Below are 19409 nucleotides of genomic sequence, written 5' to 3'. Positions count from 1 at the left end.
TTTTGTCACCTCAGGATGTCAATTCGACAACAGCCCTTTCCTCGTCGGCATCCCAACAAAATCGGTGATGAGGCACGGCATTTTCGCGGAATAGTTTCATCGCTCGCGAAGACTCTCGGATTTGTATCTGAGCAGCGGCGACATCACATACTCGATGATCCGTCTCGTCCCCGTCTTGATCTCCACCGTCACCGCCATGCCCGGCGCCAGCGCGACCATCTTGTCCTCGACCTGCATCTGCTTCTCGTCCAGCGACACCCGCGCTGAGTAGATGAACTCCTGTCCCGCCGGCTCGCTGGTCTCGGCCAGCGCGCCTGCCGCCTTGCCGCCGTTCTGTTTGTCGGTCGGCTTCTCGCGGACGATCGAGTCCTGCGACACGCTCAGCACCTTGCCGTGGACGAGGCCGTAGCGGGTGAAGTTGAAGGTGTCGATCTTGATCTCGGCCGGCTGGCCGACATTGACGAAGCCGATGTCGCGGTTTGAAATCATGACCTCGGTCTCAAGCTTGCTGTCGGCGGGGACAATGAGCATCAGTTGTTGCGCCGGCGTGACGACGCCGCCGACGGTGTGCAGCGCGAGCTGCTGCACGGTGCCGTCGATCGGGGCGCGAAGCACCTGCTCGGCGATCTTGCGCTCGGCCTTGACGAGGTCCTGGGTCAGCTCATCGGCCTTCTTCTCGGCATCAGCGAGATCCGACAGCACCTGGCGCTCGAAGCCGGAGCGCGTCTGTGCCAGCTGCTGCTCCAGCGCCAGCCGCGCGGCCTCGATCTCGACCAAACGCCGTGTCTGCACGATGCGCTCGTTCTGCTGGTCGATCAGGCGCGACTGCGCGTCGATATAGGCGATCTGGTTGCCGTATTGGATCTCCTTGGCGTTGCGGCGAATATCGGCGGTCTCCTGCAGGAACGGCAGCGTCGCGTCGATCTTGGCAATGCTGGCTTCTACCGACTGCGCCTCGGCGCGCTTCTGAGCGACCTGCTGCTGGTTCGATGCGAGTTTCGATAGCTGCTCGGCGGCCTGGGCCTGCAGCGCGGCGCGGGTGCGCGCGGCGTCGGTAGGTGGCGCACCCTCGGGCACGCTGAGCGGCCGCAGCGCGGCCAGATCATCGAAGCTGTCACGAAGCACGCCAAGCCGGGCGACGTCGAGCTTCGCCTGCATCAGCCCCTGCGCGACGCGGCGGCGCTCGGCCTCGGTCACGGTGCGGTCGAGCTCGACCAGCACGTCGCCGGCCCGCACCTTGTCGCCGTCCTGGACATGGATGGCGGCGACCATGCCGGCCTCCAGCGGCTGGATCGTCTTGGTGCGGCCGGTCGGCACGATCTTGCCCTGCGCCGAGGCGATGATGTCGACGTGGCCGACGATCGACCAGCCGATCGCGATCGCGAAGAACAGCATGATGCTGCCGGCGATCGCGCGGCCCGCAGGTGAGGCTGGCGTCTCGACGATCTCCAGCGCCGCCGGCAGGAACTCGCGGGCATCGTTGCGGCGCCGACGCCGCGCATCCAGCGAGATCGGCGCGTTGTCCTGGCGCTTCGCCTCAGCCGACGACATGGAGCCCCGCCTGGATCTGATGCAGGGTCGCATAGCGGCCGGCGCGCTTGATCAGCTCGTCATGGGTGCCGTCCTCGACGAGGCGCCCATTCTCGATGGTGATGATGCGGTCGGCGTTGCGCACCGCCGACAGCCGGTGCGCAATGATGAAGACGGTGCGCCCGGCGCAGATCTTGCGCATGTTGCGCTGGATGATGTTCTCGCTCTCGTAGTCGAGCGCCGAGGTCGCCTCGTCGAAGATGAGGATTCGCGGATTGGTGACCAGCGCACGCGCGATCGCGATGCGCTGGCGCTGGCCGCCGGAGAGGCTCGCGCCGCGCTCGCCGACCACCGTGTCATAGCCGTCGGGCAGGCCGAGGATGAACTCATGGGCGCCGGCGAGCTCGGCCGCCTGGATGACCCGCTCCATCGCCATACCGGGATCGGCGAGCGCGATGTTGTCGCGGATCGAGCGGTTGAACAGCACGTTCTCCTGCAGCACCGCGCCGATCTGCCGGCGCAGCCAGGTGACATCGGCGACCGTCAGATCGACGCCGTCGATCAGGATGCGGCCCGCTTCGGGGACATACAGCCGCTGGATCAGCTTGGTCAGCGTCGACTTGCCTGAGCCGGAGGGTCCGACGATGCCGACCACTTGGCCCACCGGCACCTTCAGACTGACATCGTGCAGCGCCAGCGGCCCATCGATACGATAGCGGAAATGGACGTGATCGAACACCACCTCGCCACGCAGTGGCGGCAGCGCCGCGCGGCCGGGATTGAAGGCCGGTTCTGGTGTGGTGTTGAGGATGTCGCCGAGCCGTGCCACCGAGAGCCGCGCCTGGTGGAAATCCTGCCACAGCTGCGCCAGCCGCAGCACCGGCTGGGCCACCCGGCCGGCCAGCATGTTGAAGGCGATGAGCTCGCCGACGCTCAGATTGCCCTCGATCACCAGATGGGCGCCGAAATACAAAGTCAGCGCGGTGACGATCTTGCTGATGAACTGCACCGACTGGCTGGCCCAGTTGCCGAGCGACAGCACGTCGAAGCTGGCGCCGACGTAGCCGGCGAGCTGCTCCTCCCAGCGCCGCTGCATCTGCGGCTCGATCGCCATCGCCTTCAGGGTCTGGATCGCGGTGACGGTCTCGACCAGGAAGGCCTGATTTTCGGCGCCGCGGTCGAACTTGACGTCGAGCCGCTTCTTGAAGATGGGCGTCACACCGGCCGACAGCGCGATGTAGAACGGGAACGAGCCGATCACGATCCAGGTGAGGTACGGCGAGTAGTAGAACATCACCCCCAGAAACACGAAGGTGAAGGCGAGATCGATCACCAGGGTCAGCGCCGAGCTGGTGATGAAGTTCCTGATGTTCTCGAGCTCGCGTACCCGCGCCACCGAATCGCCGGCGCGCCGCGCCTCGAAATAGGCGATCGGCAGCGCCACCAGATGTCGGAACAGCCGCGCGCCGAGCTCGACGTCGATGCGGTTGGTGGTGTGGGAGAAGACGTAAGTTCGAAGACCGCCGAGCACCGTCTCGAAGATCGTCACTGTGACCAAGCCGAACACCAGCACGTCGAGCGTGGTGTAGCCGCGATGGGTCAGCACCTTGTCGGTGACGACCTGGAAGAACAGCGGCGTGACGAGGCCGAACAGTTGCAGGAAGAACGACGCCAGCAGTACCTCGCCGAGCAACCGGCGATATTTCTGCATCGCCTGCAGAAACCAGGTGATGTCGAAGCGCCGCGCCAGATCGGTGAGCGAGGCGCGCCGCGCCATCAGCACCACCGTGCCGGTCCAGTTGGATTCGAACTCGGCGCGCTTCACGCTCTGCGGCCGGTTGATCCGGGGGTCTTGGATGAGCGCCGTCTCGGCCGTGACCTGACCGAGTATGACGAAAGAGCCGTCAGCCCGCGCCGCGATCGCCGGCAGAGGCAGCTTGGCAAGCCCATCCCAACTCTGACGGACCGAACGCGCCTTCAGCTTCAGCTGCTTGGCGCAGCGAAGCATCTCGTTGACGCCGACTGGCGTGCCCGCCAGCTGATGTGCAATCTGCGCAGGATCAATTGCAACCTGATGAAACCGCAGCAACAACGTTAGGCAGTCGAGCCCCGTATCCCTCTGCCCCGCATCCATTGCGTCAAACTACCAAAAGTTGTGCGACCATATGGTGCACAGGAGCCTATTGAAGGGCAAGATTGAGGAGGAGAGCGCGCCGGTAATTTTACCGATGTTTCATATCAGCAACAAAACTGCATCTCATGGTTGTGGAGGTTGATTGAACGACCTTCACGCGGAAAGCGCCTGAAGGGGCGCGTGCTGCCGATGAGCAAGAAGGCGTGGGCGATGAAGTTCAGAAATACGCCGTCCTCGCGGGCGTCAACGAGGCGAAGAAGAGCTGCCATGGTGTGCGCAAGGCGCGCGCCGAGGTGGCCGCCTATGCCGAGTGCACCGAGAGCCAGATGATGGCGATGTTCGGCTGGAGCGACCCGAAGATGCCGGCGCACGACATCGCGCAGGCCAACCGCGAGAAGCTCGGCATCAGTGGAATGGACAAGGTGGTCGCGTTCGACCAGGGCCAGGAACTGGATGATTTTCTGCGGCCCTGTCGCGGACAACAGGACGGGAACGAAGTGGTAACATTCCCGGGTCACATCCGGAAAAAACCGTAACGATTTCAAGGGAAAACGTGGGTTTGTGGTGCGCTCGGAGGGACTCGAACCCCCACGGTGTTACCCACTGCCACCTCAAGGCAGCGCGTCTACCAATTCCGCCACGAGCGCTAAAAGAAGCCGGGACCAGAGGAAAATGCGGCACCGGATCAGTGGCGCCCGTGTATCAAATCGATGTCGGGGGGACAAGGCCCGCCCTGCCCCTATCTGCGGGTTTTGTGGACAGTTTTTCGAAAGCTGCCCAGCGCTATCGCGTGGTCGGCGTCGGTGATCGCGGCAGCATCTGCTTGACCTCGACCGCAATGCGGTTGCGGTCGACCAGGACCACGCCATTGGCGATCGGCAGATTGTTGGCGAGCACCTTGACGTCGTCGGCCTCGGTGGCGTCCAGCTCGATGATGGCGCCGCGGGACAGGCGCAGAACCTGGTGAATGGGCATTGAACAGGTGCCGAGCACGACCATGAGGTCGACTGTCACTTTATCGAGGGTTGACACTGCAGGACCACCGAAGTCACTGGATTCCGTTACCCGAGACATCACCATGTTGTGGTTAGCCAATGGTTAACAGCCGCGAAACGCTCGACCTGACCACCTTCGCGGGCCCTCCCGGCAATGCCGTGGCGTGGCGGATCTCCGATTCGCTCGAGGACTATGCGGCGGCCATTGCCTTCATGGAGACCCGGGCGGCGGCGATTGCGGCGCATGAGGCCGACGAGCTGGTCTGGCTGCTCGAGCACCCGCCGATCTACACTTCCGGCACCTCGGGCAAGCCTGAGGACCTGCGCGACCCGCGCTTTCCCTTCGTGCCGACCGGCCGCGGCGGCCAGGTCACCTATCACGGTCCCGGCCAGCGCGTGGCCTATGTCATGCTCGACCTCAAGCGGCGCCGCCCCGACGTCCGGGCCTATGTCGCCGCGCTGGAGGAGACGATCATTCGCACCCTGGACGCGTTCAACGTGCGCGGTGAGCGGCGCGAGGACCGCGTCGGCGTCTGGGTCAGGCGGCCCGACAAGGGCGCCGGGTACGAAGACAAGATTGCCGCCATCGGCGTGCGGCTGAAGCGCTGGGTGACCTTCCACGGCATCGCCATCAACGTCAAGCCCGACCTGTCGCATTTCCAGGCCATCGTGCCCTGCGGGGTCACCGACCCCCGCTATGGCGTCACCAGCCTAGTCGATCTCGGCCTGCCGGTGACCATGAGCGACGTCGACGTCGCGCTCCGGCAGGCGTTCGAGAGCGTGTTCGGCGCGACGCGCGTCACCCTGCCAGAGGGCGCATGAACTCAGGCGGCGCCCCGCTGTGGCGGCGCATCGAGCTTCGCCGCGACGTAGCGGTGCTCCTGGCTCAATCCGCCGAAGCCGTAGGCATCCGCCTTGACCTCGTCGACATGCAGATAGGTCTCATGGTGCAGCGGGCCGATCAGCTCGGCCATGCGCGCGAACACCGCGGCGAGACAGGCGGCCTTTTCGTCCTTGGTGTTGGTACCTTCCGTCACGTGGATGTCGATCCAGTAGCTGGCGAGCCCCTGCTCCGCGAGCGAGGCACCGCCGGCGAACCAGTCCGCCGGATCGGCTTCGGAGACAATGACTGCCGTGACCTTGGGATCCTTGTGCAGGATGCCCGCCGTCAGTTCGGTCACGGCGGCTGCGATGTCCTTCTTCAGCGACGGCGCGTGACGCCGGCTGGCATAGACGATGTTGATCAGAGGCATGGGTTGGCTCCTTCGGATGAGGCGGCGGCGCCGCGCATGCCAAAGAACCTAGCGTCTGCCACATCATTTCGGTATGCTATCATTATTGATATCAATGATAAGCATTACAAATGAAAACCACGCTCGACATCGCCGCCGTCCGCGCCTTCCTGCTGGTCTCCGACCTGGAAAGCTTCACGCGAACGGCCGAAGCGCTGGGGACCACGCAGGCCGCGATCAGCCTGAAGCTGCAACGGCTGGAAGCCGCGTTGGGAAAACGCCTGCTGGAGCGGTCGCCGCGAGCGGTGCGGCTGAGCGCGGACGGTGCGGCCTTCATCGACAACGCCCGCGCGCTGGTGGCCGCGCACGATCTCGCGCTGACGGCAGCGCCGAAGATCCGCCCGCGTCTGTCGCTCGGCATCAGCGATCATGCCGCCGGCCCGGAGCTGGTGCCGATGCTGCAGAAATTTCAGGCCATGACGTTGGAGCTGACGCTGTCCGTCGGCATCGGGCTCTCGCGCGACCTGCTCGACCGTTATGATGCAGGTTCGCTCGATGCGGTCATCGTGCGGCAGGAGGCGTCCCGCCGCGGCGGCGAGACCTTGGCCGACGACGATTTCGGCTGGTTCGCCAGCCCGCGGTTTCGCGCGCCCACAGGCGGTCCGTTGCCGCTCGCGGTGCTGGCCGCGCCCTGCGGCGTACGTGCCATTGCGGTCCGCGCGCTCGACAAGGCCAGACTGCCTTATGCAGAGGCATTCGTCGGCGGCGGCGTTGCGGCCGTCGCCGCCGCAGCGCAGGCCGGCCTTGCGATCGCGCCATTGGCCCGCCGAATCGCGCCGGCCGGTCTCGTCGAGATCGGATCCACGCTCGGCCTGCCGAAGCTCGCGCGCTCGAAGGTCGTCCTCCACGCCAATGTCGGCGACCCCGCCAAACGAACCGCGTTGCGTGCATTGGCCGCGGCATTCCGAAGTGCGTCGCCCTCGAAGTAATTGACGTCGACCGGCCGTGATGTAGCATGGGTTAATGATCGGAGCTCAGGAGCAGCGGCTTGAACCGTCTCTTGACCGCAGCTGACATCGTCAGCGCTTCCCCCAAGCCGGGCCCGGCAACGACGGGCACACTCGGCCTTGCATCGGGCGGCCTCGAGCCATTGCACCGCCACGCGCTGCTTCGAACCTCCAATGCCGACGTTCTGCGTGACCTCGCGGGCCGTCGGCTCGGCGCCGAGCGCGTCGACTTTCGAAATGCCGAGCGCTTCGAGGCCGTCGTCAATCTGATCGAGCTCGAGACGATTGGCCTCGCCTACGGTACCATGACCTGCGACATAGTCTCCGACCATCGGCCGGCCGATTTCATCAGGGTCCAGATGGCGCTCAAAGGCCGCGCGGTCAGCTGCGTCGGGGGTGAGGCGACAGACGTCAACGAGCATCAATTCGCGGTGGCGGCGGCAGGTGTCCCCTGGCAGATGGCCTGCCAGGGCGGTCATCAACGGCTCACCTTGCGGCTCGATCCACAGGCGTTGCGACAGAGGCTGACGGCGCTGGTCGGCGTGCAGCCGCGCGCCGATTTTGCCATCGACCCAGCCATTCCGGCTGCCGAGCCGCAGGCCCGCAGCCTGCTACGGCTGCTCGATTTCCTCGCGACCCAACTCAACGCGCAGGACTCCGCCTTTCCGGCCGCGGTCTATCGCGAGCTGGAGGATGCGGTCCACGTCGCCTTCCTCTGCGCCAGCCGCCATCGCTTCCACGACATGCTCGTCGACCCCGCTCCGCTGCCCGAGTTCGGGCTCGTGAAGCGGCTCGAGGATTACATCGAGGCTCATTGGCGTGAGCCGATCACGATCGAGCGCCTCGCGCGCGAGGCCGGCGTCAGCGCCCGCTCGATCTTCCGCCTGTTCGAGCGCGTTCGCGGCTATTCGCCGATCGCCTTTGCAAAGTCCGTCCGCCTGCGCCGCGCCCATGAGATGCTGCGCTCGGGCGATCCGGCGGTGACGGTGGCGACGGCGGCTGCCGCCTGCAACTTCGCCAATGCCGGTCACTTCGCGCGCTACTACCGCGCCACGTTCGGCGAGCTTCCGTCGACCACGATCGCGCGCGCCGCGCGGTCGTGAGTTCGCCGTCCCTCGCTGCTCACAGGATGGCCTCGAGCGCACTGCGCAGGCTCTGGTGGCGAAACACGAAGCCGCTCGACAGCGCCTTGTTGGGCACCACGCGCTGACCGCCGAGCAGCAGCTCCTCGGCGAAGTCGCCGCCGATCCGGCGCAGCACGCCGGCCGGAACGCGCAAAAGCGCCGGGCGCCGCAGGCAGCGCGCCAGCTCGGCCGTGAACGTGACGTTCCGCACCGGCAGCGGTGCGGTCGCGTTGACGGGGCCCGCGATGGCGTCGGTCACAATCACATGCGCGATCAGCCTGATCAGATCGTCCCGCTCGATCCAGGACATCCATTGCCGGCCGGAGCCGAGCGGACCGCCGAGGCCGAACTCGAACGGCGTCAGCATGCGCGACAGGAAGCCGCCGTCGCGGCCGACGACGAGGCCGATGCGCAGCAGCGCGACGCGCACGCCCTGCGACTCGGCGCGACAGGCCGCCTGCTCCCAGGCCTCGCACAGGTCGTGGCTGAAGCAGTCATGCGACTTGGCCGTTTCCGTCAGCGGCTGGTCCTGCCACAGGCCGTACCAGCCGATCGCCGAACCATTGATCAGCACCTTCGGCTTGCGGCCGAGCCGCGCGATCAGGGCAACGACGGCATCGGTGGTCGTCAGCCGCGACTGCAGAATCGCCGCGCGCTTCGCCGTCGTCCAGGCGGCGTTGCCGATCGGCTCGCCGGCGAGATTGACGATGGCATCGATGCGGGTATCGGAGGCAAGCTGGTCCAGGCAGGTGATCAGGGTCAGCGGCGACGGCAGTGCAGCCGCCCTGCCCGGATCGCGCACCAAGGCGATCACGTGATGGCCGGCCGCCGTCAGGCTCGCCACCAGCCGCGCGCCGATGAAGCCGGTCGCGCCGGTGACGAGAATGGTCTGCGTCGGCGGCAGCGCCGCGACCAGCACGCCTGCATCCGGCAGCGACATCCGCGCAAGCCGCCGCGCCGCAGTGAAATCGCGCAAACCGCACAGAGCCGCGCCGATTGCGGCCGCGGCGGCAATCCAGCTCAGCGGGCCTGCAAAGGCCGGCACGATCGCCAAAGGCCGCGTCGCCCAGCCGATGAGGAGCGGCACCAGCAGCATCAGGATGGCGCCGTAGTTGATGGCGAGCAGCGTGTGGTTGATGCGCTCGCTCGGCGGCAGCTTGCGTGTCAGGTCCTCCTCGACGAAGTCGGTCAACGTGATCGCGATCTCCGCGACCAACACTGCGAGCAAGAGCACGGCGAACAGGCCATGCGGCTCGCACCAGCCGAGAACGGCGAACAGCAAGGCATAGAGCAGATTGCGCGCGCCGTGCAGCTTGAGTTCGCCCTGCTGCGACGGCCGCCACGCCAGCCGCTCGGTGAACTCGTGATGATAGAAGGTGTCGAACACGCCCATCACGACCTGGACGGCGATCAGGGACCACAGCAGCGGCGTCATGGCGCGGACTCCCGGAACGTGGCGCTCTGGCGGATGATGCGGCCAAAGCGCGGATGGACGATCTCGAGCGCGAAGCGGAAGGCGCCGCCGCCGAGATCAGAATGGGTGACGGTGAGATTGCCGGGCGTGAGCCAGGACGGCAGCGTCCAGCGCCGGCCGGCAAAGGCGAAGGTGTAGCCGGCGCTGTGGAAGACGAGCGCGCCATCCGCCACACGGACACGCAGGCTCATGCTCAGGCCCCAGCCGAGATATTCCTCGAGCCCGGTGGGGCCGGCGAAGCGCTTGGCCGAATGGATCACCTGCGGAAAGGCGTGCGGACGACCGCAGATGCGGGTCCAGATCTGGCCGCCGCTCGCGGCATCCTCCGTCACGGCGACGATCATCGGCACGCCGGCATTTGCGCTCGTCGGCAGCGGCCCGCCGATCAGCCGAGCGGCTTGCGCGAACCAGAAGCCGGCACGGCTGAGCTCGGCCTGGTCGATCTCGCCGACATAGACCACCGTCGCGCCGTCGAGGAGACGCTTGGAGAAACGGCGCCAGATCGACACCGGCAGTCGTCCCCAATCCTCTGGCGACAGCAGCGCGCGAAACCGGTGATCGTCGTGGAGCCTGGCGTTGGAGGGCGCTGAAAGTCCGAGATGTCGTAGGCTCACCATGACGCACCTCCCCGATCCTAATCGCTGCCGGACCTCGAACGTCCGGCCGGCAGCAGGTTGGCAATCTTCTCGCCGAGCTTGATCAGCGCCACCAGGCGCGGCCGCGGCACCCTCAGCATCTGCGCGTACCAGCGGTCGACCAGCTCGGTGAACGCCAGCATGTCCTTCAGCCGCTTGTTCGCGACCGCGCTGATGCTGGGATCGGCCGTCGCCTCCGCCACGCAGGCGCGTAGCGCCGCGATGGCAGGATCGATCTCGCGCTGCTTGCGGCCGGCGGCGATACGCTGCGCGACCTCCCAGATGTCGGTCTCGGCCTCGAAATGATCGCGGCGGTCGCCGAGGATCGGCACGCGCCTGATGAGATCCCAGGCGAGCAGCTCCTTCAGCGAGTTCGACACGTTGGAGCGCGCCATGCCGAGCGTGTCGGCGATGTCCTCCGCGGTCATCGGCTTCTCGGCGAGATAGAGCAGACCGTGGATCTGGCTCACCGAGCGGTTCACGCCCCACTGGTCGCCCATGTCGCCCCAGTTGAGGATGAAGCGTTCGACCGCGGGCGGAAGTTTCTTCTTGCCGGTTGTTTCTGTCATGACAGAAATATCTGACTGGCGAGAGTGAATGTCAAGAGCCATCCGGGGTGAACCGGGCAGGCGATCGGCAAGACGCAAGAAGAGGGCGCAAAGCCGCCGCAGCGCGCTGACCGCCTGATCGCCCCCCTGCCCTTCTGGTACAGGAGCAAGCCATGACGGCGTCCGACAAGGCCTTCACCGGATCGATTGCGCAGATCTACGATCGAATGCTGGTTCCGCTGATCTTCACCTCCTATGCACAGGATCTCGCGCAGCGCATCGGCGCTCGTCAGCCACGCGATGTCCTGGAGACGGCTGCCGGAACCGGCGTCGTCACGAGGGCGCTGCATGCGAAGCTGCCGCCCGACGTTCCCATCACGGCGACCGATCTCAACGAGCCAATGCTGATGCAGGCGAGAACGCATCTCGCCGGCGCCGCTCGTGTCCGATGGCAGCAGGCCGATGCGTTGGCGCTGCCCTTTGCCGATGGGAGCTTCGATGTGATCGTGTGCCAGTTTGGCGCGATGTTCTTTCCCGACCGCGTCAAAGGTTATGCCGAAGCGCGCCGCGCCCTGCGGCCGGGGGGGCGTTTCGTCTTCAACGTCTGGGACCGAATCGAGGACAACGCCTTTCCCCTCGTGGTCCATGAGACGCTGCAGCAGCTGTTTCCCGATGACCCGCCGCAGTTCTTCACGCGCACGCCGCACGGCTACTACGACACCGAGCGGATCAAGGCGGATCTGACCGCGGCCGGCTTCACCGACATCGCGATCGAGACGGTTACCCATCGCAGCCGCGCGGCCTCGGCGCATGAGCCGGCGATGGCATTCTGCCAGGGCACGCCGATGCGCGGCGAGATCGAGGCGCGCGGGACGCCGGGGCTCGAGGCCGCGACACAGGCGGTTGCGGAGGCGCTCGAACGACGGTTCGGAGCCGGCCCGATCGAGGGGGCCATTCAGGCGCTCGTGATTTCGGCCGTCTGACCGCCGAGTTCCGTCCGAACGGCTAAGAGGTCGGCAGCACCGAGAACGACTCGCCGGACCGGCGCAGCCTGATCTGATCGGCCGTCCCTGCCGCGTCGATCACATCATCAACTCGCGCCGCCGGAGGTCCCTTGCGGCAGGCTGAGACCATCGCCGCGACATCATCGGCAGGACCGGCGAACACCGCCTCGACACTGCCGTCGGCGCGGTTGCGGACCCAGCCTTCGAGGCCGTTCAGGATGGCCTGATCCTCGACCCAGGCGCGATAGCCGACGCCCTGGACGCGGCCGCGCACCGTGACGTGAACGATCGCGCGATTGCTCATGATCCAAGCCCTAGAAAATCGCGCAGACGCGTCTTGACGTCGGCGTCGCGCATGACACGCGCAGTCAACTCGGCGGACGGCAGCCCCTTCAGCTGCTCCGGCGAGGCACCCTCGCGCAGCGCCTTCAGCGTCTCGTAGACCGCCTGTGTCGCCGCAGCGATCGGAGCATGGCCCTGCAGCGCGATGCGAACGCGGCGTGCGGCGAGATAGCCGAGGTCGGACATCTCCTTCGGCGCGCCGCCGAGCACGATCGGCAACGTGGTCGCTGCGGCGATCGCATCGAGCTGAGCGCGCACGGTGATGCCGGTGAAGAACAGTCCATCGACGCCGCACGCCTCGTAGGCCTTGGCCCGCGCAATCACCTCATCGAACGAGGTGATGGAGACGGCGCCGGTCCGCCCCAGGACGACCAGCGAGGGATCGCTGCGGCCGAGGAGCGCAGCCTTGATCTTGCCGACGCCTTCGTCCAACGAGATCAGCTGCGGCTTGGCCGCACCAAAGGCCTGCGGCAGCAGCGTGTCCTCGATTGTGAGACCGGCAGCACCGGCAGCCTCCAACTCCTGCACGGTGCGCCGCACGTTCATCGCATTGCCATAGCCGTGATCGGCATCGACCAGCACCGGCAACGCCGCGGCACGCGACATCCGTCGCATCTGCTCGGCAAGCTCGGTCAGGGTGATCAGCGCAATGTCGGGATCGCCGAGCACAGCGAGCGATGCCGCGGAGCCGCCGAACATGCCGAGTTCAAAGCCGAGGTCTTCGGCGATGCGGATCGAGATCGCGTCGTAGACCGAGCCGGGATGGATGCAGCGGTCGCCGGCGAGGATGGAGCGTAACGCTTCTCGACGTGCACGGAAGGTCATCCCAGGCTCCTCTCTCGTCATTGCAAGGAACCGACCGATCGCGCAAGGCGCAAGCCGGTGACGGGCTCCGCGACGAAGCAATCCAGAGTCATCCGCCGAGCCCTGGATTGCGGCGCTGCGCTCGCAAGGACGACGGTTAGACTTACGCGAACTCCAGGATCAGCGCGTCGACGGCCAGCGTCGCTCCCGCCGAGGCGTGGACCTTCTTCACGGTGCCGTCCTGCTCGGCGCGCAGCACGTTCTGCATCTTCATGGCCTCGACCACGGCCAAGGTCTCGCCGGCCTTGACCTCCTGCCCTTCGGTCACGGCGATCGAGACCACGAGGCCGGGCATCGGGCACAGCAGCTTCTTGCCGCTATCGCCGGCGGTGACGACCGGCATCAGCCGCGCCGCAGCCGCCTCGGCTTCGGTGTAGACATAGACGGGAGCTTCGACACCCTGATGCGCAAGCCGCATGCCATTCGGGATCGGGCGCGTCTGCACGGCGATCTCAGCGCCGTCGATGGTGCCGTGCCACACCGCGTCACCCGGCTTCCAATCGGACACGAGCTGATGCGCCGGACCGACCTTGCCGTCGGCGGCGACGAAGCGGACCGTGATCGCGCCCTGATCCCTGGTGATGTCGAGCAGGATCTCGTCGCGGCCGAGCCACACCGCGCGGCGGCCCTGCCGCTTCACCGGACGGCCGATCATCTGCTGCGAGATCTGCCGCTTGCGCTCGCCGAGCACGTGATCGATCGCAGCCCCCACCGCCGCCAGCCGGCGCGCGATCTCGCCTTCCGGCGCACGCGCGGCAAAGCCCTTGGGAAACTCCTCGGCGATGAAGCCGGTCGACAGCCGCCCCTCGCGCCAGCGCGGATGGTTCATCAGCGCCGACAGGAACGGGATGTTGTGGCGGATGCCGTCGACGTAGAACGCATCGAGCGCAGTCGACTGCGCCTCGATCGCCGCGGCGCGCGACGGCGCGTGGGTGACGAGCTTGGCGATCATCGGGTCGTAGTAGATCGAGATCTCGCCGCCCTCCTGCACGCCGGTGTCGTTGCGCACGGTGATGCCGTCCGCCTTGCTCTCCGCCGGCGGGCGATACTTCACGAGGCGGCCGATGGACGGCAGGAAGCTGCGGAACGGGTCCTCGGCATAGACACGCGATTCCACCGCCCAGCCGGTCAGGCTGACATCCTTCTGCGCCAGTGCGAGCTTCTCGCCGGCGGCGACGCGGATCATCTGCTCGACGAGGTCGATGCCGGTCACGAGCTCGGTGACGGGATGCTCGACCTGGAGACGCGTGTTCATCTCCAGGAAGTAGAAGCTCTTGTCCTGGCCGGCGACGAACTCGACGGTGCCCGCGGAATCGTAGTTCACGGCCTTGGCGAGCGCGACCGCCTGCTCGCCCATCTTGCGCCGTGTCTCCTCGTCGAGCAGCGGCGACGGCGCCTCCTCGATGACCTTCTGGTTACGGCGCTGAATCGAGCATTCGCGCTCGCCGAGGTAGATCACGTTGCCATGCTTGTCGCCGAGCACCTGGATCTCGATGTGGCGCGGATCGACGATGAACTTCTCGACGAAGACCCGGTCATCGCCGAACGAGGCCTTGGCCTCGGCCTTGGCGAGATTGAAGCCTTCCGCCACCTCCGCGGTCGAGTGCGCGATGCGCATGCCCTTGCCGCCGCCGCCGGCGGAAGCCTTGATCATCACGGGATAACCGATCTCGTCGGCAATGCGCACGGCGTGCTTGTCGTCCTCGATGACGCCAAGGAAGCCGGGCACGGTCGAGACCTTGGCCTTGGCCGCAGCCTTCTTCGATTCGATCTTGTCGCCCATCGCGGCGATGGCGCCGGGATTGGGGCCGATGAAGACGATGCCGGCCTCGGCCAGCGCGCGCGGGAATGCCTCGCGCTCGGACAGGAAGCCATAGCCGGGATGCACCGCCTCGGCGCCGGTCTTCTTGCAGGCCTCGACGATACGGTCGATCAGGAGATAGCTCTCGGCGGCGGCCGGCGGCCCGATCAGCACGGCATCGTCGGCCATCTCGACATGCAGCGCGTCACGATCGGCTTCCGAATAGACCGCAACGGTCCTGATTCCCATGCGGCGGGCGGTCTTGATGACCCGGCAAGCGATCTCGCCGCGGTTCGCGATCAGAATGGTCTTGAACATGTTTTTTCTTGATACCTTTGGGCGGGCTCCCCGCTCACGGCACAGGCGCGACCACCGCGAGCTCCGCGGTTCGTCTATAGCAAAATCGCCCGCGCGCAACCCGCCTGTCGGTGCGATCCCTGCGCATCTCGCAGGCATGCCAGAGACCAGCGCTCCCGTCACCCGGAATAGCTGTGGAAACGTCCTCGCGCGTAGGCGTGGGAGACCGCCTTCATCAGCTCGGTGACCTCGGTCTCGAGATAATCGTTTGCAACAATCAGCGCGCGAATGGTCGCCCTGAGGTCACCACCGCAGGCTGCGATCGCCTGATCCACGGCTTCATCGAGTGCACCATCGGCGGGCTCCCCGGCTTTGGCATGCAATTCAGACGGCATGGCGTGATGGCGATCCTCGCTCCAGTCGCCCTCATGTTCACTTTATGTTCTCTCGAGTCAAGGCAGATCACGCCGCCCCGACCTCCTCCTGGTCCTGCTGCGGCTCGGCCTCGGGTGCCAGTGCCGCCTGCTTCTCCGGCACCCCCTCGCGCACCAGCTCGTGAATGAAAGCGAGCTTGGCGATGACCGGAGGCGTCAGGATGAAGGGATAGAGGTCGCGCGCGCCCATCGCCCGGGCGACGCTGTTCATGGCGAAGGTGAAGGGCAGCCAGGCATTGACGATCGTGTCGAAATTCTCGGCGACATAGGGATCGAACGTGACACGCGCGGTCAGCCCGCCGATCTGATCGGCCGGCGGGTCGATCTCGATGCCGAATTCGGAGGCCATCTCCAGCGTGTCGACGATGTGCAGATAGTGCGCCCAGGTCTCGGCGAAGTCCTCCCACGGATGGGTAGTCGCATAGGCCGAGACGTAGTTGTCCTGCCAGTCCGCCGGCGCGCCCGCATCGTAGTGACGCTTGAGCGCCTCGCCATAATCCAGGCTGTCGTCGCCGAACACGGCGCGGCACTCATCGAGCCTGCCGGCATCGCGCACCAGCACGTCCCAGAAATAGTGCCCGACCTCGTGGCGGAAATGACCAAGCAGCGTCCGGTACGGCTCGTCCATCTCCAGCCGGCGCCGCTCGCGTTCGATGTCGTCGGCCTCGGCCAGCGCGATCGTGATCAGCCCGTTGTCGTGGCCGGTCAGAACCTTTTGCTGGCCGGCGGGATCATCGGCCAGGAAGTTGAAGATCAGCCCGTGCTGAGGATCCTCTGTCCGGGTTTTGAGCGGCAGCTGCCAGCGGATCAGGGAATAGAACAGCCGGTGCTTGGCCACCTCCAGCTCGCGCCAGCCGGTAAGCTGCGCAGGGTCAGACAGATTGGGAATGGTGCCGTTGTGACGGCAGGCGCGACAAAATCCCGCGGTCTCACCGACCTCCAGCAGCCAGTTGCAGGCGTCGTGCTCGGCATTGGCGCAGAAGAATCGCCCCTCGCCCCCATCCGCCAGCGTCCGAAACCCCTCGTTGGCCGGCTCGATCGCCGACAGGATCTGCCGCTCCGGCATGAACGCGAGCTGGTGGCCGCAGCGCCCGCAGCTGCGATTCTCGAAATACAGGATGTTCTTGCAGGCCTGGCAGACGAAGAGCTTCACGGGGAGGACCTACGCGTTGCATTGTTCAGCGCCTGACGACGCGCGACAGTAACAGTCCGTTCCGGGGATGCGGAACTTTTTATCTGCCCCGGCGTTCCCGTCATGCAGGCGTTTGCCTGCCTCAATCGCTGGCCAGTTTGCTTTTCGTGACCCTAATGTCGCCACGCTTCCGAACAGCCGCAGTGGAATCCTGCGGCGACCGTTCGTCCACCCAGTGCAGGTCAGCATGAGCAGCGCGGATGCGCCCAGACACGACGCGCTTCCCGAGGCCGCCGGCGCAATCGAGCTGCGGCAGCACATCGAGGAGATCGCACGCGACCGCGACCAGGCCTATCGGGCCCTGCAGGAGCGCGAGGCGGAGCTGGCGCGGATCCAGCGCATCGCGCGGGTCGGCGGCGTCGAGGTCGATCTGCGTGAAGGCTTTCGCAACCGCCGCTCGCCCGAATATCTGATCATTCACGGCCTGCCGCCCGAGGCGGCCAACGAGACGCACGAAGATTGGGTCAAGCGGGTCCACCCCGACGATCGCGTCAAGGCCGAGCAGGACTTCATCGCTGCGGTCAAGAGCAAGCAGGAGGACTATACCACCGAATACCGCATCATCCGTCCCAGCGATGGCGAGATCCGCTGGATCCGCGTCATTGCGCGCATCGAGCGCGACTGGAACGGCCGCGCGATCCGCCTGGTGGGAGCGCATATCGACGTCACCGACCAGATGCTCGCGCAGGCCAAGCTGCGCGAAAGCGAGCAACGCTTCCGGCTGATTGCCGACAGCGCGCCGGTGCCGATCTGGGTGACGAAGCTCGATCGCACCCGCTCCTTCGTCAATCGCGCCTATGTCGATTTCCTCGGCGTGTCCGCCGAGGAGGCCCTCGCCTTCGACTGGCGCAAGGCGCTGCATCCCGAGGACCTGCCGCGCATCCTCGCGCAGCAGCAATCGGGCGAATGCTCGCTGAAGCCGTTCTTTCTCGAAGCGCGCTATCGCCGCGCCGATGGACAATGGCGCTGGCTGCGTTCGGAATCGCAACCGCGCTGGGATGCGAACGGCAAGCACATCGGCTTCATCGGCGTCGCCCACGACGTGACGGCCGCCAAGCAGGCTGAGATCGAGCTCCGCCGCATCAACGAGACCCTGGAGGAGCGCATCCGGGAGCGCACCGCCCAGCTCGCGGCCAACGAGGCGCGCATGCGCGCGATCTTCGACACCAGCAATCAGTACCAGGGCATTCTGGACATCGAGGGCCGCGTCACCCATGCCAACCGCATCGCGCTGGCCGGCATGCGCGCCGGCGACGTCGACGTGATCGGCGTCAGGCTGTGGGAGGCGCCATGGTTCACCCAGACCCCAGGTGTGACAGAGATGGTGCGCAAGGCGTTTGCGCGCGTACTCGAGGGGGACAGCTTCAGCACCGAGGTGCGGCTGGATTTCGCCAGCGGCGAGCGGCATTTCGAGCTGTCGATGCGGCCTCTGCTCGACCAGCACGATGCGATCATGGGCGCCGTGGCCGAGGCCGTCGACATCACCGAGCGCATCCAGGGCGAGGAGCTGCTGCGCCAGTCGCAGAAGATGGAGGCCGTCGGCCAGCTCACCGGCGGCGTGGCGCACGACTTCAACAATCTGCTGACGATCATCCGCTCGGCGACGGATTTCCTGCGCCGCCGCGATCTGCCGGAGGAGCGGCGCAGGCGCTATGTCGACGCCATCTCCGAGACGGTCGAGCGCGCCTCGAAGCTGACGGCGCAGCTGCTGGCGTTCGCGCGGCGGCAGCCATTGACCCCACAGGTGTTCAATGTCGGCGAGCAGGTCGACAGCGTGGTGCAGCTGATCCGCCCGCTCGTCGGCAGCCGCATCCAGATCGAGCTTGCCGTCGCCGACAGCAGCCTGTTCACCCTGGCCGACGTCGCGCAATTCCAGACCGCGCTGATCAATCTCGCAGTGAACGCACGCGACGCCATGAACGGCGAAGGACGGCTGACGATCAGCGTGCAGAGCACCGAAGCCATCCCCGCGTTGCGCGGCCAGAGCGCGCGACCCGGCGCCTTCATCGCCATTTCGGTCGCCGACACCGGAGGCGGCATCGCGCCTCAGCATCTCAACGCGATCTTCGAGCCGTTCTTCACCACCAAGGAAGTGGGCAAAGGCACCGGCCTCGGCCTCAGCCAGGCCTTCGGCTTCGCCAAGCAGTCGGAAGGCGACATCGCCGTGGATAGCAGGCTGGGTCATGGCGCGAGCTTCACGATCTATCTGCCGCAGGCATCGGCGCCGCAGACCGGCCCGGATGCGAGCTTGGCCCGCATCGAGCCGGCCACTATCGGTCGCGGCTACCGCGTGCTCGTGGTCGAGGACAATGACGAGGTCGGGCAGTTCTCGACCGAGCTGCTCGAGGACCTCGGCTATGTCACGCGCCGTGTCGCCAATGGCCAGGACGCCCTGGCGATCCTGGCCGACAACGAGTTCGCCGTCGATCTCGTCTTCTCCGACGTGATCATGCCCGGCATCAACGGCCTCGAGCTCGCCGGCATCATCCGCGAGCGCCACCCCGGCCTGCCGGTCGTACTCACCTCCGGCTACAGCCACGTTCTGGCGGAGAATGCCCATCATGGCTTCGAGCTGATCAAGAAGCCTTACTCGGTTGAGTCGCTGTCGCGCATCCTGCGCAAGGCGATGGCGGAGAAGGCACCGCTGCCGCGGTGAGCGGCCCGTAGCTGCAGAGAAGCGTGCTGTCTTCGCTTCGTCATCCCGGGCCTGGTCTTCGGGCCCTCATGTCGTGCATGGCAAGCGGCGGCGAGCGTCTCGCGCCGGCGGCCGTCACGGAACCAAGTCCCGTGCACGGA

18 protein-coding genes and 1 tRNA gene are annotated in these 19409 nt (G+C 66.3%); 6 read left to right on the top strand and 13 right to left on the bottom strand.

Features of this window, described 5'->3' with window-relative positions:
* Positions 1 to 96: 96 nt before the first annotated feature.
* Both QX108_RS01470 and QX108_RS01465 read right to left on the bottom strand, forming a co-directional pair.
* A complete protein-coding gene (locus QX108_RS01470; protein WP_315784637.1) occupies positions 97 to 1551 on the bottom strand; it encodes an HlyD family type I secretion periplasmic adaptor subunit in 1455 nt (484 codons plus the stop codon).
* Positions 1538 to 3664 (bottom strand): type I secretion system permease/ATPase, encoded by a 2127-nt coding sequence (locus QX108_RS01465; protein ID WP_315784639.1) that lies wholly within the window; start codon positions 3662 to 3664, stop codon positions 1538 to 1540. Before QX108_RS01465 ends, QX108_RS01470 begins: the two co-directional genes overlap by 14 nt.
* A gap of 203 nt (positions 3665 to 3867) precedes the next feature.
* On the opposite strand from QX108_RS01465, the gene QX108_RS01460 reads away from it, so the two are divergent.
* On the top strand, positions 3868 to 4200 hold the full coding sequence (locus QX108_RS01460; RefSeq protein ID WP_315784641.1) for a hypothetical protein: 333 nt from the start codon (positions 3868 to 3870) through the stop codon (positions 4198 to 4200).
* Between the two features lie 26 nt (positions 4201 to 4226).
* Here QX108_RS01460 and QX108_RS01455 read toward each other — a convergent pair.
* Both QX108_RS01455 and QX108_RS01450 read right to left on the bottom strand, forming a co-directional pair.
* Positions 4227 to 4311, bottom strand: a tRNA-Leu gene (locus QX108_RS01455).
* Positions 4312 to 4447: 136 nt separating this feature from the next.
* Positions 4448 to 4738, bottom strand: a complete 291-nt coding sequence (locus QX108_RS01450) for a FliM/FliN family flagellar motor switch protein (RefSeq protein WP_283814272.1) — start codon at positions 4736 to 4738, stop codon at positions 4448 to 4450.
* A gap of 20 nt (positions 4739 to 4758) precedes the next feature.
* Here QX108_RS01450 and lipB point away from each other — a divergent pair, with 20 nt between their 5' ends.
* Positions 4759 to 5481 (top strand): lipoyl(octanoyl) transferase LipB, encoded by a 723-nt coding sequence (gene lipB / locus QX108_RS01445; RefSeq protein WP_315784644.1) that lies wholly within the window; start codon positions 4759 to 4761, stop codon positions 5479 to 5481.
* Positions 5482 to 5483: 2 nt separating this feature from the next.
* On the opposite strand, the gene QX108_RS01440 is transcribed toward lipB, so the two are convergent.
* Positions 5484 to 5912, bottom strand: a complete 429-nt coding sequence (locus QX108_RS01440; protein ID WP_315784647.1) for a tautomerase family protein — start codon at positions 5910 to 5912, stop codon at positions 5484 to 5486.
* Positions 5913 to 6022: 110 nt separating this feature from the next.
* Between QX108_RS01440 and QX108_RS01435 the strand changes: the two genes are divergently transcribed.
* Both QX108_RS01435 and QX108_RS01430 read left to right on the top strand, forming a co-directional pair.
* Positions 6023 to 6880, top strand: a complete 858-nt coding sequence (locus tag QX108_RS01435; protein WP_315784650.1) for a LysR family transcriptional regulator — start codon at positions 6023 to 6025, stop codon at positions 6878 to 6880.
* 59 nt (positions 6881 to 6939) lie between these two features.
* On the top strand, positions 6940 to 8001 hold the full coding sequence (locus QX108_RS01430) for an AraC family transcriptional regulator (protein WP_315719739.1): 1062 nt from the start codon (positions 6940 to 6942) through the stop codon (positions 7999 to 8001).
* Positions 8002 to 8020: 19 nt separating this feature from the next.
* Here QX108_RS01430 and QX108_RS01425 read toward each other — a convergent pair whose 3' ends face one another.
* From QX108_RS01425 to QX108_RS01415, 3 genes are read right to left on the bottom strand one after another with little or no spacing between them, the layout of a single operon-like run.
* The gene (locus QX108_RS01425) at positions 8021 to 9457 is read right to left on the bottom strand and encodes a TIGR01777 family oxidoreductase (protein WP_315784653.1); all 1437 of its coding nucleotides are present in this window, start codon (positions 9455 to 9457) and stop codon (positions 8021 to 8023) included.
* Entirely contained in the window at positions 9454 to 10113 is a 660-nt protein-coding gene (locus tag QX108_RS01420; protein ID WP_315784656.1) for a DUF4166 domain-containing protein, read from the bottom strand. Before QX108_RS01420 ends, QX108_RS01425 begins: the two co-directional genes overlap by 4 nt.
* 17 nt (positions 10114 to 10130) lie before the next feature.
* Complete coding sequence (locus QX108_RS01415; RefSeq protein ID WP_315784659.1) at positions 10131 to 10700, bottom strand: GbsR/MarR family transcriptional regulator; 570 nt, start codon at positions 10698 to 10700, stop codon at positions 10131 to 10133.
* 152 nt (positions 10701 to 10852) lie between these two features.
* On the opposite strand from QX108_RS01415, the gene QX108_RS01410 reads away from it, so the two are divergent.
* The gene (locus QX108_RS01410; RefSeq protein ID WP_315784662.1) at positions 10853 to 11662 is read left to right on the top strand and encodes a class I SAM-dependent methyltransferase; all 810 of its coding nucleotides are present in this window, start codon (positions 10853 to 10855) and stop codon (positions 11660 to 11662) included.
* A gap of 22 nt (positions 11663 to 11684) precedes the next feature.
* Here QX108_RS01410 and QX108_RS01405 read toward each other — a convergent pair whose 3' ends face one another.
* The 5 genes from QX108_RS01405 to QX108_RS01385 form a co-directional block, all read right to left on the bottom strand.
* Positions 11685 to 11987 carry an acylphosphatase gene (locus QX108_RS01405; RefSeq protein ID WP_315719734.1) on the bottom strand — a complete coding sequence of 101 codons (303 nt, stop codon included), beginning with the start codon at positions 11985 to 11987 and terminating at the stop codon, positions 11685 to 11687.
* Positions 11984 to 12850, bottom strand: coding sequence for an isocitrate lyase/PEP mutase family protein (locus tag QX108_RS01400; RefSeq protein ID WP_315784666.1), 867 nt, complete (start codon positions 12848 to 12850; stop codon positions 11984 to 11986). The genes QX108_RS01405 and QX108_RS01400 overlap by 4 nt, the downstream gene beginning before the upstream one ends.
* Positions 12851 to 12992: 142 nt before the next feature.
* A complete protein-coding gene (locus QX108_RS01395) occupies positions 12993 to 15008 on the bottom strand; it encodes an acetyl/propionyl/methylcrotonyl-CoA carboxylase subunit alpha (protein WP_315719732.1) in 2016 nt (671 codons plus the stop codon).
* Between the two features lie 158 nt (positions 15009 to 15166).
* Positions 15167 to 15382: a hypothetical protein gene (locus QX108_RS01390; protein WP_172108467.1), complete on the bottom strand. Its 216-nt coding sequence runs from the start codon at positions 15380 to 15382 to the stop codon at positions 15167 to 15169.
* 67 nt (positions 15383 to 15449) lie between these two features.
* On the bottom strand, positions 15450 to 16574 hold the full coding sequence (locus QX108_RS01385) for a putative zinc-binding peptidase (RefSeq protein ID WP_315784670.1): 1125 nt from the start codon (positions 16572 to 16574) through the stop codon (positions 15450 to 15452).
* A 226-nt stretch (positions 16575 to 16800) separates the two neighbouring features.
* Between QX108_RS01385 and QX108_RS01380 the strand changes: the two genes are divergently transcribed.
* Positions 16801 to 19269, top strand: a complete 2469-nt coding sequence (locus QX108_RS01380) for a PAS domain-containing protein (RefSeq protein ID WP_315784672.1) — start codon at positions 16801 to 16803, stop codon at positions 19267 to 19269.
* The last annotated feature ends 140 nt before the right edge of the window (positions 19270 to 19409 follow it).

Origin of the sequence: Bradyrhizobium sp. SZCCHNR1002 (assembly GCF_032381435.1) — a bacterium.
Taxonomy (GTDB): Bacteria; Pseudomonadota; Alphaproteobacteria; order Rhizobiales; family Xanthobacteraceae; genus Bradyrhizobium; species Bradyrhizobium aeschynomenes.
Note: the sequence above shows the minus strand (reverse complement) of the source record. Positions and strands in the feature narration are given on the sequence as shown.